This is a genomic window from Holzapfeliella saturejae (assembly GCF_037546065.1).
GTDB lineage: Bacteria > Bacillota > Bacilli > Lactobacillales > Lactobacillaceae > Holzapfeliella > Holzapfeliella saturejae.
This window is the reverse complement of sequence record NZ_JAWMWG010000001.1, coordinates 418,660-434,431: the sequence shown is the minus strand read 5'-3', so window position 1 is coordinate 434,431 and position 15,772 is coordinate 418,660. Positions and strand designations below refer to the sequence as shown.

Annotated in this window: 16 protein-coding genes and 1 pseudogene; 6 read left to right on the top strand and 11 right to left on the bottom strand. The window is 35.5% G+C overall.

Annotated features, from left to right (window positions below; genetic code table 11):
* Positions 1 to 32: 32 nt before the first annotated feature.
* From R4Y45_RS02055 to R4Y45_RS02040, 4 genes are all read right to left on the bottom strand, one after another.
* On the bottom strand, positions 33 to 2,900 hold the full coding sequence (locus R4Y45_RS02055) for a glucosaminidase domain-containing protein (RefSeq protein ID WP_339968780.1): 2,868 nt from the start codon (positions 2,898 to 2,900) through the stop codon (positions 33 to 35).
* 161 nt (positions 2,901 to 3,061) lie between these two features.
* Entirely contained in the window at positions 3,062 to 5,131 is a 2,070-nt protein-coding gene (locus R4Y45_RS02050; RefSeq protein WP_339968778.1) for an immunoglobulin-like domain-containing protein, read from the bottom strand.
* A gap of 432 nt (positions 5,132 to 5,563) precedes the next feature.
* Positions 5,564 to 5,803 carry a DUF2922 domain-containing protein gene (locus tag R4Y45_RS02045; RefSeq protein WP_339968776.1) on the bottom strand — a complete coding sequence of 80 codons (240 nt, stop codon included), beginning with the start codon at positions 5,801 to 5,803 and terminating at the stop codon, positions 5,564 to 5,566.
* On the bottom strand, positions 5,803 to 6,045 hold the full coding sequence (locus tag R4Y45_RS02040; protein ID WP_339968774.1) for a DUF1659 domain-containing protein: 243 nt from the start codon (positions 6,043 to 6,045) through the stop codon (positions 5,803 to 5,805). Before R4Y45_RS02040 ends, R4Y45_RS02045 begins: the two co-directional genes overlap by 1 nt.
* Positions 6,046 to 6,230: 185 nt before the next feature.
* Between R4Y45_RS02040 and R4Y45_RS02035 the strand changes: the two genes are divergently transcribed.
* The 5 genes and pseudogenes from R4Y45_RS02035 (at position 6,231) to R4Y45_RS02015 (ending at position 9,481) form a co-directional block, all read left to right on the top strand.
* The gene (locus R4Y45_RS02035; protein WP_339968772.1) at positions 6,231 to 7,073 is read left to right on the top strand and encodes an outer membrane protein assembly factor BamD; all 843 of its coding nucleotides are present in this window, start codon (positions 6,231 to 6,233) and stop codon (positions 7,071 to 7,073) included.
* A gap of 15 nt (positions 7,074 to 7,088) precedes the next feature.
* A complete protein-coding gene (locus tag R4Y45_RS02030) occupies positions 7,089 to 7,553 on the top strand; it encodes a hypothetical protein (RefSeq protein WP_339968770.1) in 465 nt (154 codons plus the stop codon).
* A gap of 132 nt (positions 7,554 to 7,685) precedes the next feature.
* Positions 7,686 to 8,084: a RusA family crossover junction endodeoxyribonuclease gene (locus R4Y45_RS02025; protein ID WP_339968768.1), complete on the top strand. Its 399-nt coding sequence runs from the start codon at positions 7,686 to 7,688 to the stop codon at positions 8,082 to 8,084.
* A 137-nt stretch (positions 8,085 to 8,221) separates the two neighbouring features.
* Positions 8,222 to 8,626, top strand: a complete 405-nt coding sequence (locus tag R4Y45_RS02020) for a MerR family transcriptional regulator (protein WP_339968766.1) — start codon at positions 8,222 to 8,224, stop codon at positions 8,624 to 8,626.
* Positions 8,627 to 8,629: 3 nt separating this feature from the next.
* Positions 8,630 to 9,481, top strand: a pseudogene (locus R4Y45_RS02015) (aldo/keto reductase).
* Positions 9,482 to 9,524: 43 nt separating this feature from the next.
* On the opposite strand, the gene R4Y45_RS02010 reads toward R4Y45_RS02015, so the two are convergent.
* Both R4Y45_RS02010 and R4Y45_RS02005 read right to left on the bottom strand, forming a co-directional pair.
* Positions 9,525 to 9,692: a hypothetical protein gene (locus tag R4Y45_RS02010; protein WP_339968764.1), complete on the bottom strand. Its 168-nt coding sequence runs from the start codon at positions 9,690 to 9,692 to the stop codon at positions 9,525 to 9,527.
* Positions 9,693 to 9,750: 58 nt separating this feature from the next.
* Positions 9,751 to 10,692, bottom strand: a complete 942-nt coding sequence (locus tag R4Y45_RS02005) for an aldo/keto reductase (protein ID WP_339968762.1) — start codon at positions 10,690 to 10,692, stop codon at positions 9,751 to 9,753.
* Positions 10,693 to 10,843: 151 nt separating this feature from the next.
* On the opposite strand from R4Y45_RS02005, the gene R4Y45_RS02000 reads away from it, so the two are divergent.
* Positions 10,844 to 11,251, top strand: coding sequence for a MarR family winged helix-turn-helix transcriptional regulator (locus R4Y45_RS02000; RefSeq protein WP_339968760.1), 408 nt, complete (start codon positions 10,844 to 10,846; stop codon positions 11,249 to 11,251).
* Between the two features lie 30 nt (positions 11,252 to 11,281).
* Here the strand turns inward: R4Y45_RS02000 and R4Y45_RS01995 are convergent, their stop codons facing one another.
* The 5 genes from R4Y45_RS01995 to R4Y45_RS01975 all read right to left on the bottom strand — a co-directional run bounded on the left by R4Y45_RS01995 (position 11,282) and on the right by R4Y45_RS01975 (position 15,745).
* A complete protein-coding gene (locus tag R4Y45_RS01995; protein ID WP_339968758.1) occupies positions 11,282 to 11,731 on the bottom strand; it encodes an 8-oxo-dGTP diphosphatase in 450 nt (149 codons plus the stop codon).
* A gap of 4 nt (positions 11,732 to 11,735) precedes the next feature.
* Positions 11,736 to 12,263 (bottom strand): hypothetical protein, encoded by a 528-nt coding sequence (locus tag R4Y45_RS01990; protein ID WP_339968756.1) that lies wholly within the window; start codon positions 12,261 to 12,263, stop codon positions 11,736 to 11,738.
* 122 nt (positions 12,264 to 12,385) lie between these two features.
* A complete protein-coding gene (locus R4Y45_RS01985; RefSeq protein ID WP_339968754.1) occupies positions 12,386 to 14,335 on the bottom strand; it encodes a M13 family metallopeptidase in 1,950 nt (649 codons plus the stop codon).
* Positions 14,336 to 14,452: 117 nt separating this feature from the next.
* Entirely contained in the window at positions 14,453 to 15,451 is a 999-nt protein-coding gene (gene lacD / locus R4Y45_RS01980) for a tagatose-bisphosphate aldolase (RefSeq protein WP_339968752.1), read from the bottom strand.
* A gap of 90 nt (positions 15,452 to 15,541) precedes the next feature.
* Positions 15,542 to 15,745: a hypothetical protein gene (locus tag R4Y45_RS01975; RefSeq protein WP_339968750.1), complete on the bottom strand. Its 204-nt coding sequence runs from the start codon at positions 15,743 to 15,745 to the stop codon at positions 15,542 to 15,544.
* Positions 15,746 to 15,772 lie beyond the last annotated feature (27 nt).

Below are 15,772 nucleotides of genomic sequence, written 5' to 3'. Positions count from 1 at the left end.
AACCTCTCGTAAGAGAGGTTTTTTGTTACTAATTAACTAATTTTGGCATATTGACTATCAATCCATTGATTTAATCCAACTTGATAGTATGTTTTGTTGCCCATCACTTTTTTACCAAACACACGCCAAGCTGTATCATGTTTTAAATAGTTTTCTGTTGGTTGAAGACTATCAGTCCAAACTCTAATACTATAACCTGGTACATAGTTAATTGTTGCTGTACCATTTAAGGTTTGCATACTTGAAGTTTGAGCTTGAGTATTTTGGTTAGAAGATTGTTGCGTATTACCTAAGTAAAGACCTGCTTCATCAATCCAAGCTAGACCTGACTGTCCATCTTTTGAGATTAAGTAATATTTTTTACCATTTTGAGTTGCTTGCTTAATTACTTTAACAGTACCAGCATAATCATCACTTTTGCCTGCACTTATTAAGTTTAAAGTATCTCCATTTCCCACACTAGTTAGATAATATGCATTACCACCGTTTACAACAGTTGCTGATTTTGAAACATCAGATAACCCAATTGGATTGTTATTAGTAGAAGCATATAAAACTCCATCTTCCACAGCTTCACTTGAAACCCAAGCAAATGGTGTTTTACCATCTAAAGATAAAAGAGAATAGCTTTTATTATTCTGCGTTGCCGTTTGAATTACCTTAGTATCCGTAGAACCTTGGACATTCATATCTGACGTATTACCAAAACGTGAAAAACCACTTGATAATAAGTAATAGGTATTGTAGCCAGAAGCTACTTTAACAGACTTAGGCGTTACATCTTGGGTTGTGACCTTGTTGTTATCTGTTGATTGTTGCACATTATTAACAGCTTTCACATCTGAACTTTGTACCCACGCAAATGGTGTCTTACCATCTGTTGAAACTAGGCTGTATTGAGTTGACCCTTTTGTCGCTGTCTTAATCACAGTCATTGATGATGGTAGTTTTTCACCTGCATTCACAAAACCGTTGTTCATCAAGTAGTAGTTTGCTGCTCCTGCATTAATAATTACTTTTTGTGGCGTTACATCTTGCGTTGTAACTTTATTATCTGTTGGTTGTTGTGTGTTTGTATTAGCAGCTTTCACATCTGAACTTTGTACCCATGCAACAGGTGTTTTACCATCATTTGATAATAAGCTGTATTCTTTATATCCAGAAGTAGCTTTTTTAATAACCATCATGCTTGATGAAAGTTTCTCGTTTGCTTTGCTAAATCCAGCATCAGTCAAGTAATAATGTTGAACATTAGTGTTAACACTAACTTTTTGTGGCGTTACATCTTGAGCTTTAGGTATATTGAATAAATGTCCCATTGCACTTTGTCCAATATATCCTAAATCTTTTTCACCATCAGAAATTAAATAAAATTCATTTTCTCCCTTAGCTGCGACCTGAATCATTCTTAGGTTAGTATTGTTTGCAAGATCTCCTGCTTTTCTTGATTCAACAAATTGATCGTCTTTTATTTGAAAAATTACATCATCAGCTAATAACCTAATGTATACTGGAACATCCAAATTATCTGACTTTTTGATAGGTTGTTGTTTATAAAAATCTTCAACTACTTTAACTTCATCAATGACACCGATTTGATCAATCCAACCTAATTGTTTTTGACCATCCGATAATAAGTAGTAAGTACGGTTACCTTGTGTTGCTTTTTCAATGGCTTTAACGTATTTGTCACTAAAATTATTCGTGTTAGTAGATAAACTAAAAGTATTGCCGCTTAGACTATAAATATTATAGTTATCTTGCATACGCACATCTTTAGACTCCATTGATGTTTTATTCACAGGGTTTTCTGGTGCTTGACTTGCCTGGTCTTTGTCTAAAGTTAAATCAGAAGCTTTAATCCAAACACCATTGGTACTTGATAAGTAGTAAACAATACCTTGTGTCGTTGTTGCTTTAGTTGTTAATTGGACATGTTGACTTGTTAGCTGTTTGCTTGCACTGAATGTGTTATCTGAACTTAATTGATAACCTGAAACGTTACTATTTAATTGAGCACCTTTACTAAATGGTGCAAAGCTTTGTGCTTTATCAGTTGTAGGTTGTGTATTTTGGTTATTGTTTATAGGGCCTTGGCTGATGTTTGAAGTCACATCTTTGTCACTTACCCACAGATTGTTAGTTAGACGGTAGTAGATACTATTATCTGGTAAAACAACCTTTTGGTTGATTGAGAAAACTTGTCCTGCTGTTGCTGTATTAGACTTGGTCTTTACACCTGTGTAAGTGTTATATAAGTTAGCTGTTGTCTTCGTTTGGACTTGTCCATTAACCGTTGTTACTTGAGGATCAAAACGTGTTAAGTTGTAAGTTTCAATCACACGATTTAAGTTTGTATTATAAGTAGGAGAAGTTGCATAACGACCTGTTAGCCACTTAGTTGAATCTTGGTAACTCGTTGTGTTTTCAATCCATGTTCCATTATAGAAGTTAGAATTAGTTGTTAACCCATTACGAAGTTTATCTCCATTGTCACCAAATGATGCCCCAAAGTCAGGGTACTTACGGAATGGTGCTTGAATTTGGATATATTTACCCGCATTTGAATCCCATTCACTTGTTGGCATCATCACTGATTGACCTTGATAAGCTCCCTTAATCCCAAATAAGTTGTAATTAGGTGCTTGTCCAAGAGCAGAGGTTCCCCATGCACTTTCAAGGATTGCTTGTGCCATCATAACAGATGGATAAACACCATAGTTCATCGCTTGTGCTTGAGCATAAGGTGCGATTCTTTCGATAAATTGACTATTATCATCAGTTGCAGCTTGTACAGTATTGCCTGAAGCTTGTTGTGACAACAAATGTGACGCTGGCAAAGCTGACACAGACAGAACTGTTGCAGCAGCTAACGTAGTTGTTAGAAACTTTTTACTCATTATAGTTACTCTCCTCTTTATAATCATCTTATTATCTTAATCGTACCAACTTTAGACCAGCTAAACAAGGTTAAGCCCCGACTTGTAACCAAAATGTTATATTTAAACACAAAAAAAGACAATCTCAATTGAGATTGTCTTTTTATCTAATCAACACTTAATTAGAATTGAGCGTATGTGTCTTCAATCCATTGTGCATCTGTACCGATACGGTAGTATGTGTGGTTTCCGACAGTTTTCTTAGCCCAAACTTTGAATGATTCACCATGAGCAACTGATTGTTGTTGCATGTTTGCTTGACCATCACGTAAGAATACACGGTATCCTGGTACGTAGTTGATTGTCAATACACCTTCAAATGGTGTTTCTTGGTTTGAATCTGTGTTTGTGTTTGTGTTGTTGTTGTTTTGTGGTGCGTTGTTTGCGTTTGCGTCAAAGTATTTGCTTTGTACCCATTGGTTGCTGTTAGCTGAGTTGATACGTGTGTAAGATACGCCATCTACAGTTTTTGTATCAAATGTTTTAACAGTTGTACCATGTTGTACGAAGTCACTTGTAGCGTTAACTGAGTTGTCAGTTGCTGACCAAACCATAACACCGTAACCAGGTACGAAGTTAACAACTTGATCTTTACCTAAACCGTTAACTGGTAAAACAGTTACTTTACGAGTTTGAGTTGTTGTTAGACCTTGTGAGTTAACAACTGAGTAAACTACGTTATAGTCACCTGGAACATTTGTGTTTACTGAGTTTTGAACTGTCCAGTAACCACTCATAATTTGAGGTGCTGTGTAGTCGTTACCTGATTTAGTTCCATTGTCATATGCTTTAACGTTATCGTATGCATTAAAGTTTTGACCTTGGATAACTGTAGCATTGTTAACTCCTTGGAAAACTGGTGATGCTGTTGATGTTGCAGCATTTGAGAAGTTAACTGGTACTTTAATAGTTGCTGGCTTGTTATTTGCAGGACTATTGACTGTTACTGTTAAGTAATAAATACCTGTTAAGCCACTAATATTTCCATTTTTAACTGTACCACCAGCATTTTTAACAGCTGATTCTACTGATGATGGTGCAATTTCGATAGTATTATGTGAACCATCGTTTACATTAAAGTATAGGAAGCTGTTTAGTTGGTTTGTTAATTCGCTAACAGTTTTATCTTTACCATTTAATGTGTTGTCTTTTGCATCACTAGCATAATCAGGAACATTTACGATTGCATTGTTAACAACGGAAGTTGAATTTGAATCTGTTGTACTTGTGTTCTTAACTGAGAAGTAAGGTTGGTAGTTAACATTAGCATTGTATACATTTACATCACGTGTAATTGTGTACATTTTTTTGCCTGTACCAGCTGTAGTACCATCATATGTTTTAGTACCTACAGTAACTGGTTTACTTTCTGTAACTTGAGTAGCACCATCAATGGCTACATCGTTTTTAGCATTAATTGTAAATACTAATGTTTGTGTAGCTGTTCCATAGTTATTGAATTTTGATGATCCAGAATCAATAACTGAGTTAACACCAGTTTTATTTGTTACACCAGCAGCTACACCATTAGCAGCTACTTTGTTACCATTACCATCTGTTAATGTTAAGTCATTAACAGCATTGTATGCTAATGAGTAGTTGTATGTTGAATCATTAACTTTAGCGTTTGCTGCTGAGAAGTTTGAAGATAGGTTTCCTGATACTGTACCTGTGAAGTTTACTGTAATGTTTTTTGAAGCAACAACATTTTGATCAGCATCTAATGCTTTAATTGTGAAGTTAAATGCATAAGGTGTATTATTAGTTGTATTTGCTGCAATGCTGTTTACAACATCTTGTGCTGACCAACCGTTAGCAGCTGTTACTGAATATGTAACATTATTTAATCCATCTTGTCCAGCATTACTCATCTTCCAGTTAGGATTTGAAATAGCTTTAATGAAGTCATTACCTGAATCGTTATTATCTGTAAAGTTTCCGTTAAAGTTTTTGTATGGACTTGTCAAAGCATTGTATACAGTTGAACGGTCTGTATCGCCAGCACCAAATGTTGCCGTAGCTGGTAGAGCATTTACAGATTTCACAACTTGATCTTTAATTGTACTATCTGTTAAGGCTGCAGCTGCAACTGTATTTCCTTGAGAAGATGATACTGTTTGTGCAGCCATTGGTGCAACTGCAAGTAAAGCGGCAGCTGTCACACCAAAGTATTTGATTGATGATTTTTTCATAATGTGGTGTTCCTCCTTTTAGATTGTTAAGTTACGAAGCCTTGACTAGACGTCTTAACATATTGGGTAAACCCATAATGTACATTAACCCTTACTTACGAATCAGGTGGTCTATAAATCCACCTGGGTAGTCATTCGCCATGAAAAGATCACGCATGCTGTACAGGTTGGATTAAGTCTATCTAGTTAGGTCATTCGCATAACCACATGAACATTGTAACAAAATATTATTACAATGCAAAGGCTTTTTGTGTTGTTACAGTTTTGTTAATCGTTGATTTATCAGGAAATTCAGGTAATTTCTGTATTCATTAGCACTCCTATCATCTAACTGTAAAATAATTGAAACACAATTGTAAACAAAAAAGCATCCCTCATCACGAAGGATACTTTCTCAGTTAAGTTAATTGAAATAATAGTTCAAGCAACACCCTAATCTTTTGCAGCAGCAAATACATCAGATACAGTTCGACGAATATAGCGAGCAGCTTGTGGTGATTGATACGCATCGACTCCTTTTTTGTCAATCAAGTGACTCGTTGCAATTTGGTTCATGGCTTGTTGCACGAGTTCAGCGGATAAGTCTTGTTTGGTATGTTCCAGGTTTAATTGACGTGTTTTCTTTTCACCGTCTTTGAATTCTAGTTGTAAAGTTAAAGTTTCATTAGTCATTAGTTTTGTCCTCCATTATCAGTTTGAATCATTTGGCGTGTTACGAGTACAGCTTTTTGCATCACATCTCCTGCAGTGAGGGATTCAATCGCTTGTCCAAATGTCTTGATGTCACTTGAAGTGGCAGATTCACGAATATCACTGAAGCGGCGTGTATGTAAGCCGTCTTTGTAAGCCTTGTTGTCTTCACTTGAATAAGTTAGTTCTAAATTAGCACTGATGAAATCTCTTGTATCGGTCATGATTGTGTTCTCCTCTATTGTGTTTGTATTATGGTAAGTTTTTTGAGCTAGCTTCAAATTGCTTACATCTTTAGTAACGTTTGAAATCGGATAAACTGGACAAGCCATCTTGTTTTTTTTGATAATTACCGCTAATATAGAAACTTGTAGTTTCAGTTTTACTTTTACCTTTATGGAGGACACAGATGAAAAAGTCGATTTTTTCGGTGGTCATAACAATTGTCAGCATACTGGCTGTTGGTCTAGCAGCCATGCTATTTGCTAATGGTTCTATTAATGCAAATGCTGAACAAAACCACTATAATCTTGTTTTTAATTTAGCTAAAGATGCCGCTAAAAAAGAAAACTATCAAAGTGCTAAACAACAATTTAATGAAGCAAGCACCATTTACGATGATAAAGGCGTCGCTAAAACCTACCAAAATCAAGCACAACTCTTAAGTACGGCCGTGAATTACTTCAAGAATGCCGATTTAATGAATGCTAAAGATTATTTTGAACAAGCCAAAACATTGGCTAATGGCGATACCATGATGAGTGACAAAGCCAGTAGTTGGGTGAGTACAATCGATGATGCACTCACAACCATTCAATCTGACTACAATCCAAAGTTAACTCAACTTCGTCAACTCTTGAATGAGGGACGTTATCAAGAAGTTATTGATCAAACGACCCAAATTTTAACGGATGATCACTTCAACCAACTTGCTTTTAGCAATATCAAAGCAAAATTTGATTCCGTTCTAAAATCTGCTAAGGATAAACAAGAAGCTGACAAAGCAAAACTAAAAACCCAACAAAAAGTCACAGCTTTTGAACAACCTCAACCTAAACCCACTACTGAATTAACAAATCTTTCTGATATTCAAGAACTCATCCAAGCTCGTAAACACTTAGTTGGGCTTGGTATTGACGAAAAAGAATTTTCTGATGAACAATTGCAGAAGTTGCACCGTTTTTCTATTGCAAATCATCATAGTTCTATTACAATGGAAGATGTAGAAGAATTCCTTGGTGAATCACACTAAGAAAGGAGCCTAAAAATGGCTGAAGAAAAAGACTTACAACAAGAACAAGAAACAACTGAAGAAAGTGTTGCTGAACGCTTTGCTGACGAATTTTACAACAAAGATCGTGCAATCTTTGACCGTCCTTTCACATACAATGTTGAAGAAGAAGTTGACTACCCTGAATACTCAGATAAAGACAAAAGCTTCGTGCTATTCTACATTGACCGTCTAAAGAACGATAATCTTGAATTATTGACTTACTACGATCGTCCACACCATTTAACAATGGACTTAAACCGTTTCATCATCCAAAACATTAACGTGCCTGACCATGAATTAATGCGTAAATGCTTATTCAATCAAGGTGACCGTTTCAAAATGTTAATCAATGATATTGCTGAACAAGATAATGAAGATATTCACGACTTTGAAACTTTAGCAGATTGGGATAACTGGTATCACAAAGAACGTGGTACCGTTCACGACTCAATTTCTTAATTTCATCAAAAAAGACAGCCACATTTAAGTGACTGTCTTTTTTATTAGGTTTTGACTAAAAAATGTGGTACACTTATCAAGTTGCCTTAGTTGAGCAACATGAATTTATGAACATAACCAAGGAGTTTTTTATTGATCCACTTAACATTCGGTGCTAATGAAACCGAAACTAAACAAAAATATTTTCAATTTGAAAATCTATCAACCCTAGATGCTATTCAACAATATTCAGCCAGGTTGAGCCAAGAAGCTAAATTGATGTACCAAGACTTACCTCTTGCTAGTGCAGTCAAAATCACAGTCCATATCTACAACCAAATTCCAAAGGCCATTCCAGTTAGACAACGCAATGGCATGATTAACGGTACGATTAAGCCGATGTTTGACGGTTTACTGATGCAATACTTTTCTTGTGTGAGTGAAGCCTTAACAAATATTATTTTTTCAAATGTTAAACAAATTACTAATTATTCAATCGAAAAATTCTACAGTCTGACACCTCATGTTGAGGTTTTAGTTGAAGAACTTTAACCCAAAAAATGTTCGACTCATTAAGTTGTGAGTTGAACATTTTTTTATTTTTTAAAAAACACTTGCCTTGAAGTGGACTTAAAGGTTTAGACTGAGTCTATCAATTAAACAACTTGTTTTGAAAAGAGGTGCTAAAAATGACAATTGATGCTGTCAGTAAGGAATTCGATGTTTCAAAAGATACGTTACGTTATTGGGAAAGAATTGGCTTACTACCAAAAATCAAACGCAATAGCAGCGGTTATCGAGATTATTCAGAAATGGATATGAACTGGGTCTTTTATATTAAAGTCTTGCGTAATGCGGGCATGTCAATTGAAGCCTTATTTGAGTTCGTTGAACTATTTCGCAGTGAAGACAATACCAATGATTATCGCAAACAGTTATTGATTGAACAACGAGACTTACTACTTAAAGAAGTTGAAGAAAGACAAAAAACAATTAGCTATCTTTCTTACAAAATTGATCACTTTGAAGATCATACGCTTAATTATGAAAATGAAAAATTAGTTTATCATGCTAAAGATGAAAAAGGAGACTAACAAATGATTAACTTAACAAATAATATTTCTATTCCAGAACTTGGGTTTGGTGTTTTTCAAATCAGTGAAGAAGGGGCAACAAAACAAGCTGTTCTTGATGCGATTAAAACAGGATACCGTTTAATCGATACCGTTGCCAGTTACGGTAATGAAGTCGAAGTGGGACAAGCTATTAAAGAAGCGATTGAAGCAGGCTTTGTCACTCGTGAAGACTTATTTGTTACGTCAAAATTGTAGGTTGAAGATGTAACTGCCGACAAAGCCCCTCAAGCTATTCAAGACTCTTTAGACCGTCTACAACTTGACTACCTTGATTTACTTTTAATTCACCAACCTTATAACGATATCTTTGGTGCTTGGCGTGCAATGGAAGCCGCTTATGAGGCAGGAAAGTTAAAATCAATTGGTATTTCAAACTTTGATGTTGCTCAAGCAACTAACCTAGCAGAATTTAGCAAAATCAAACCCATGGTCAACCAAATTGAAGTGAACCCCTTCAATCAAAATATTGAAAAAGTAAATTACCTACAAGATTACGGTATAACAGTTGAAGCCTGGGCACCTTTTGCTGAAGGTAAAAACGGCTTATTCACAAACCCAATCTTATCTGAAATCGGTCAAAAATATCACAAATCAGTTGCCCAAGTAATTTTACGTTGGTTAGTACAACGCAATATTATTCCTTTGGCTAAATCAGTTAACCCAGAACGAATGGCACAAAACATTGATGTGTTAGATTTTGAATTGTCAAAAGAAGACATGGATCAAATCAAAACACTAGATACCCAAACGAGTCAATTCTTTGATCACCATGATCCTGAGATGATTAAATGGATGGCCAGTCGTCACCTTTAATTAAATTCATAAAAAAACAGCTACCTTTTGAGTAGCTGTTTTTTTATTGTCGATTATTTTTTAAATCACCAATACTAATGACAATTACAAATAAGGCGACTAAACTTAAAAAGACTGATTTGAATGAAAATGCGGTGAACAAATCTGAAATGTTAAAAAACAAATAGATGACACCGAGTACTAGCCAAAATAATGCAAATAATTGTCTCATTGTGACTACCCCATCCTCCTAATAAGATTTTATAAACAATCCTATTATAGCACAGCTTTTAGAGCTTAAATAATTCATCAATTTTATCGTAATCTTCTTGGTTCAAAATAATTTCAAGTGCACGTGTATTAGATTCAACTTGTTCTTTAACACGTGCTCCAGGGATAACAACAGAGACATCTGGATTTTTGATATACCAAGCTAGAATTAATTGAGCAACATTCACACCATAAGCATCTGCAATTTGTTGGACTTCTTGAATATTTTTGATAATTTGTTCAAAACGTGTCCCTTGAAAATCAGCATCTTGGCTACGAATATCATCTTCTGCAAAGCTAGTCAATTCATGGTATTTACCTGTTAATAATCCCGAAGCTAGTGGGAAAAATGGCACAAATGAAATGTTATTTTCACGTAAATAAGGGAATAATTCATCTTCTGCTTCACGGTGTAATAAGTTGTAGCGGTCTTCGACAATATCAACATAACCGTCTTTGTTAGCTTCTTTTAATTGTTCAAGTGAGAAGTTTGACACCCCAATAGCTCGAATTAACCCTTGTTCTTTTAATTCATGCAAAGCACGAACTGCTTCATCTTTGGGCGTATTTTTATCTGGAAAATGAATATAAAAGATATCAATATAATCGGTTTGTAGACGCTTCAAAGCATCGTGGACTGCTTGCTTCAAAAATTCAGGATCATTATTAATCGCCATTTCTTGCGCTGGATCTTGAGCTGCTTTGGTAGCGATTGTTAAATTTTTGCGGCGCATTGGATTTTGAGCAAGTACTTCACCAATCAATTCTTCAGAGCGACCCAAGCCATAAGCAAATGCGGTATCAAGCATTTGAATACCATCATCAATGGCTGTTTGAACGACTTCTCGTCCTTCTTGGTCATCTAGGTTAGGGAACAAATTATGTCCCCCAACTTTATTGGTTCCTAGACCTAATTTTTTTGTTACGATATCACTTTTACCAATTTTTGTTGTTAAAGACATATCTGCACACTTCTTTCTATGTTTAATTTGTTACCTTGAGCCTACACCCAACTCATTACTTTTACCAATATCGAGTCTCGTGATTTTTCCTATTTGGTGAAAATTAGTGTATACTTAGGGGTGTTAAAACTATCACTTTAGGAGGCTTGTTATGGCGAAAGTAAACGATATGTTACCGTTATTTTCTTTATTATCTCGCAAATTTCAAAATCAATTAAATCAAAACCTCAAGCCTTTTCAATTAAATAGCACCAACTACTTTTTCTTTTTGAAAGTGGCTAAAGAAAGACAAATCAAACAAGAGATGTTGATTCAAGATACCGCTGTCAATGCTAGCAATGTCACACGTCAGCTTAAACATCTAATTGATTTAGACCTCGTATATAAGCAACAAGACTTTGTTGATCGTCGAACATCAATTATTGCTTTAACTGAAAAAGGGGCGCGCATTTATCCACAAGTGGATAACATCATCACCCAAACCACACGGGACTTAACACGAGGCTTAACGCCAACAGAAAAACGGATGCTGACACAATTACTAACCAAACTCAAATAAAAAACACCTGACAAATTGCCAGGTGTTTTTTTAATAATAACGTGTTTTGGTCTCGCCATTTGGTAATGTTTCAAAAATCAACTCAGTATAATGAGGATTGGTGTATAAAGCTAACAGTTCCTTAAAACCACTAGAATAATGCGCTTCATCAAGTTCAGCTAGTTCAGCAAAGAAAACGTCCCCTTCTCCACTAGCTGACAGCTCTGTTGTCATAGCTTGTGCTTGATAACATAAAATGACACGACGATAATCTTGTTCTTGATACTGACAAGTTCCGACTAACTGAACCTTATCAACGGCTAATCCTGTTTCTTCTTTAGCTTCACGTTTGACACTTTCAACAAACGACTCCCCTGCTTCAACATGTCCGCCAGGAAAGGTATAGCCCTTGAATTTATCTTGTCGATTTAAAATGACAACTTGATTGTGATGGGTAATCATAATCAAGTTTAAGAATTTTGCTTGTTCAGCTTTGTGCATCTTCTCATTCTCCCTTAGTTTCTTTGTGATTTTGATAACTTAAATACCCCGCATAGAGTAACATGATTGCCAAAATAAAGAACATGACTAAACTTGTCATATTAAAATAATTCACGGGGTAAAAGCGATAGTCTCTTTTATTAATCACAAATGTATACAAACTAATAAAAATAGTACTCATCGCAAATACGGCAATCACGAAATAACGACCACGTGATTTAAAGCGAATAATTGAACCTAAACTGAGTAACAAGGGAATCACTAAGAATAATGTTGTAACTAGTAAAGGGGCAATGACGTTATCATTCTTACCCAGTAGATAAACAACATCATAAAAACTACCCGGTCCAATAAAGTAACTCTCTGGATATTCAAGACGATTGACAATATACATCTGACCATAAAAGTATAACAAAATTAAAATGAAGGATAGCCCACTGTAAAATAGGGCTGTCACATCAAAAATAAATACTTTGTGGATAGCAAGATAACATCGTTTAAACCATCTACTCTCTAATAATTTCGATAACATGATTACCTCCTTTTCTTTGGGATATTAATATAATATTAAATTTACATATTTTTATCATATCATAGATGATAGCCTTTAGAAAAATAAAAAAACTCTACAATTTATGTAGAGTTTTTCTAATGCTACCAAATATTAACGCGTTTTTCAGGATCTAAATACATGCCGTCTGTTTCTTTAACATCAAAGACTTCATAGAATTCATCCATATTTTGTGCTTGAACATTAGCACGCATTGGACCTGGCGCATGAACATCAACTGCAAGTAACATTTGCATGTAAGCTTTTTCAGCTTTTTGACTCCAAACACGGGCCCAGTTCTCAAATAGTTCTTTCAAATCAGCATCTGGTTCAGATTTTGCCGCTTCAATGGCATTAGATAAGCCACCTGCATCAGCTACGTTTTCTGAAACAACTTGTTTCCCATTGATTTTACCATCGCCGTATTCAACGCCATCAAATAAATCAATCATATCTTGGGTACGTTTTTTGAACTCGGTGAAATCTTGGTCTTGCCACCAGTTGTTCATGTTACCGTATTCATCAAATTGTGCCCCATTGTTATCGAAAGCATGTGAGATTTCGTGTGCAATAACTGCACCAATTCCACCGTAATTAGCAGAAGAGGATTGATGTAAATCGTAGAATGGTTTTTGCAAAATAGCCGCTGGGAAAGTAATGTCATTACGACTTGGGTCATAACAAGCATTGACTAAGTTACCTGGCATTGCCCATTCTGTGCGGTCAACTTCTTTAGTTAATTTATCTAGGTTTTCTTGAATTGAAATGCGACTCATTGCTGATAAGTTGCCGTATAAGGTACCACCTTGTTCAGCTGGTGTCACGTGGAATTTTGAGTAGATGGCCTCAATTTTATCAGGGTAACCAATTTTAACTGCAATTTTTTCAAGTTTGACAATGGCTTTTTCTTTAGTTTCATCTGAAAGCCAGTCATTTGCTTGAATACGGTTTTTGTAGATTTGTACCATCTTTTCAACCATACGTGTCACATCTTGTTTTGCATCATCACCAAAGTAAGTTTCACCATAATAGTTTCCGACAGGTTCTGCAAAACGACTGTTTGCTAGATGATAAGCATGTTTTTTAGGCTTAGCCATTTCTTTAACACCTGTTAGTGCTTGGTTGTAAGCAAATCCAGTTTCACGGAATTCTTGTGAAAGTGATCCTACAACACTATTGATATAAGAAACAATCATCCAACCTTTGATTTCATTAAAGTTGTCTGCATTCACTAGTGATTCAGCATGTTCTAAAAATCTTGGTTCAGCTTCAATTAAACGTTCTGGCATATGACCAACCAGTTCCGTAATTAACCCTTCAACATCAAAGCTCTTGAAGTGTTTTTTGAAGTCTGCTGCTGAATAAGGGTTGTAAACAGCTGGACGGTCTGCCCATTCTTCATTACTTTTAACGACTTTTGATAATTTTTCATCAAATGCAAGGGCATCTTTAACGTAACCTTTAGCTGTTGGGTCATCAAGACCTGCTAATTGTAATAACTTTTCAGATTGGTCTTTGTAAACAGCTAGTAACTGATCACCTTGTTCAGTGCCATATTGAGTGGTGTCAGGTAAGAAAACGCCTGGGCCACTATGGAATAAAATATGGTGTTTAGTGTCTTTCATATCAATATTAACCCCGAAATCAATTGGCAAAGCAAATCCAGTCTTTGATAATTGACCAGCTTGTTGGTTAAACTCAGCAAAATCTTTTAAGTTAGTTAGTTTTGCTAAATCTTCTTGAATAGGTTCTGCACCATCAGCATTACGTTTATCAAAGTCTAGTGCTAGTTGATAGAGCTTTACTGCTTCTTTTAATTCTTTTGTTTGTGGTTCTTTTTTGCCTGAGGCAAAGTCTTCAAAATCAGCCATTAATGTTTTTTCAACATTTTCAGCAATTTTGTTAAAACTACCGGTTGCAGGTTTGTCTCCTGGAATTTCGGCTGTCTTCAACCATTCTGCATTAACAGCCAAATAAAGATTATCTTTGGGTAATTTTGTTTCAGGGACGGTAATGTCACCTGCACCACCACGAATGTTCATATAATGTGTCATAACTAAACCTACCTTTTTATTGTTTGTATGGTTACTATGATAACACAATTAAATAAAGATGAGAAAACAAAAAAGCCAGCGATTTTTCGCTGACTCTTATTTGGGGATTGATTAATCTTATTTAGCTTCTTGTACTTTGTTAGTCCAAGGAGTAGCTGTTTCTTTAAGAATAGCATTAAGTTCTTCAACATTGTGGCGACCTTCAGTTTGTAACCATTTATCACCAGCTTTTTCACCTTCAGCAGCGAATGGTTGAACACCTGGTTTCCAAGTTGCACGACCACATAAGACACCGCTAAATGTTGAACCAGCTTCTTTAGCTAGTTTCAATGTTTCTTTGAACATATCAAATGAAACACCACCACTTAAGAAGATGTAAGGTTTTGTTGTAACTTCACTTTGTTCTTTGAAGTATTTCTTAGCTTCTTCTTTCGTGTAAACCACTTCACCATCACCGTAACCTTCAACAAAGTTCATGTTAACAGGCACTTCCATTTTTAGAACAGTCACATTGTATTGTGGTTTAGCAAATTCAGCCATTGATTTTAGCACTTTGGCTGGTTTTAATTTAGCAAATTCTGCTGAGCTAGCATCAGTGACATTATTATCATAAGTTACCACTTCCATAAATAATGGTAAGTCATATTGTTTAGCTTCAGCACCAACACGTTCAACAAAAGCGTGTTTTCTTTGATTAATGTCATCGCTTTCGTCTGGGTTGTAGTAAAGTAAGAACTTAACTGCATCAGCACCAGCTTCTTTTAGACGACGTACTGACCAATGTTCAAGTAAGTCAGGTAAACGTCCTGGTTCTGTTGCGTCATAACCTGTTTTTTCGTATGCAAGTAGCAATCCTGAATCTGAAGCTTTAACCTTTGATGCAGGAAGGCCGTATTCTGGGTCTAGCAAAATAGCTGAGGTATATTTTGTTAACTCACGGGATACTGCTTTCTTGAAATCAACGATTTCAGTTTCATTAGAGGGTTGGTTAGCGGCTGCTGCGATCATGCGTTTCAAGGATCCTCTTTGATCAATTGCAAGTGCACTCACAACATTGTCGCTATTTGATAACTTCTTTAAGTGTTTCATAACTTCTGAAGATAATTCTTCAACCATAATAAAAGCCTCCGTGTAATATGTATAAATTTATTTTACGGTGATTATTATAGTCCTGTTATTGTGCAAGTCAAAAATTAACGGCTGAGATTAACGCTTTTTATTTTGATGGATAAAATAGCCGATAATAGCTAAAGTTTGAATGGGTAAAATAACACAATAAGCAAGGATGAAATCTGTTGTAAAATTGAGATTTTGGGGATGCACTAATAACGAAGCTAGACTGTAGATTAAAGCTAGCGGTATGGCTAAGACTAAACACGTTATTACAATACCTAGTTTACTTTTGAACATTTTACTTACCTACCTCCTGCAAATAAA

Excerpts from the sequence above, each read along its gene's own strand:
- R4Y45_RS02000 (WP_339968760.1), top strand. The coding sequence starts at position 10,844 with ATGGCGAAAGTAAACGATATGTTACCGTTATTTTCTTTATTATCTCGC.
- R4Y45_RS02020 (WP_339968766.1), top strand. The coding sequence starts at position 8,222 with ATGACAATTGATGCTGTCAGTAAGGAATTCGATGTTTCAAAAGATACG.
- R4Y45_RS01985 (WP_339968754.1), bottom strand. The coding sequence starts at position 14,335 with ATGACACATTATATGAACATTCGTGGTGGTGCAGGTGACATTACCGTC.
- R4Y45_RS02005 (WP_339968762.1), bottom strand. The coding sequence starts at position 10,692 with ATGTCTTTAACAACAAAAATTGGTAAAAGTGATATCGTAACAAAAAAA.
- R4Y45_RS02050 (WP_339968778.1), bottom strand. The coding sequence starts at position 5,131 with ATGAAAAAATCATCAATCAAATACTTTGGTGTGACAGCTGCCGCTTTA.
- R4Y45_RS01975 (WP_339968750.1), bottom strand. The coding sequence starts at position 15,745 with ATGTTCAAAAGTAAACTAGGTATTGTAATAACGTGTTTAGTCTTAGCC.
- R4Y45_RS02035 (WP_339968772.1), top strand. The coding sequence starts at position 6,231 with ATGAAAAAGTCGATTTTTTCGGTGGTCATAACAATTGTCAGCATACTG.
- R4Y45_RS02010 (WP_339968764.1), bottom strand. The coding sequence starts at position 9,692 with ATGAGACAATTATTTGCATTATTTTGGCTAGTACTCGGTGTCATCTAT.
- R4Y45_RS02040 (WP_339968774.1), bottom strand. The coding sequence starts at position 6,045 with ATGACCGATACAAGAGATTTCATCAGTGCTAATTTAGAACTAACTTAT.
- R4Y45_RS01995 (WP_339968758.1), bottom strand. The coding sequence starts at position 11,731 with ATGCACAAAGCTGAACAAGCAAAATTCTTAAACTTGATTATGATTACC.
- lacD (WP_339968752.1), bottom strand. The coding sequence starts at position 15,451 with ATGGTTGAAGAATTATCTTCAGAAGTTATGAAACACTTAAAGAAGTTA.
- R4Y45_RS02055 (WP_339968780.1), bottom strand. The coding sequence starts at position 2,900 with ATGAGTAAAAAGTTTCTAACAACTACGTTAGCTGCTGCAACAGTTCTG.
- R4Y45_RS02030 (WP_339968770.1), top strand. The coding sequence starts at position 7,089 with ATGGCTGAAGAAAAAGACTTACAACAAGAACAAGAAACAACTGAAGAA.
- R4Y45_RS02045 (WP_339968776.1), bottom strand. The coding sequence starts at position 5,803 with ATGACTAATGAAACTTTAACTTTACAACTAGAATTCAAAGACGGTGAA.
- R4Y45_RS01990 (WP_339968756.1), bottom strand. The coding sequence starts at position 12,263 with ATGTTATCGAAATTATTAGAGAGTAGATGGTTTAAACGATGTTATCTT.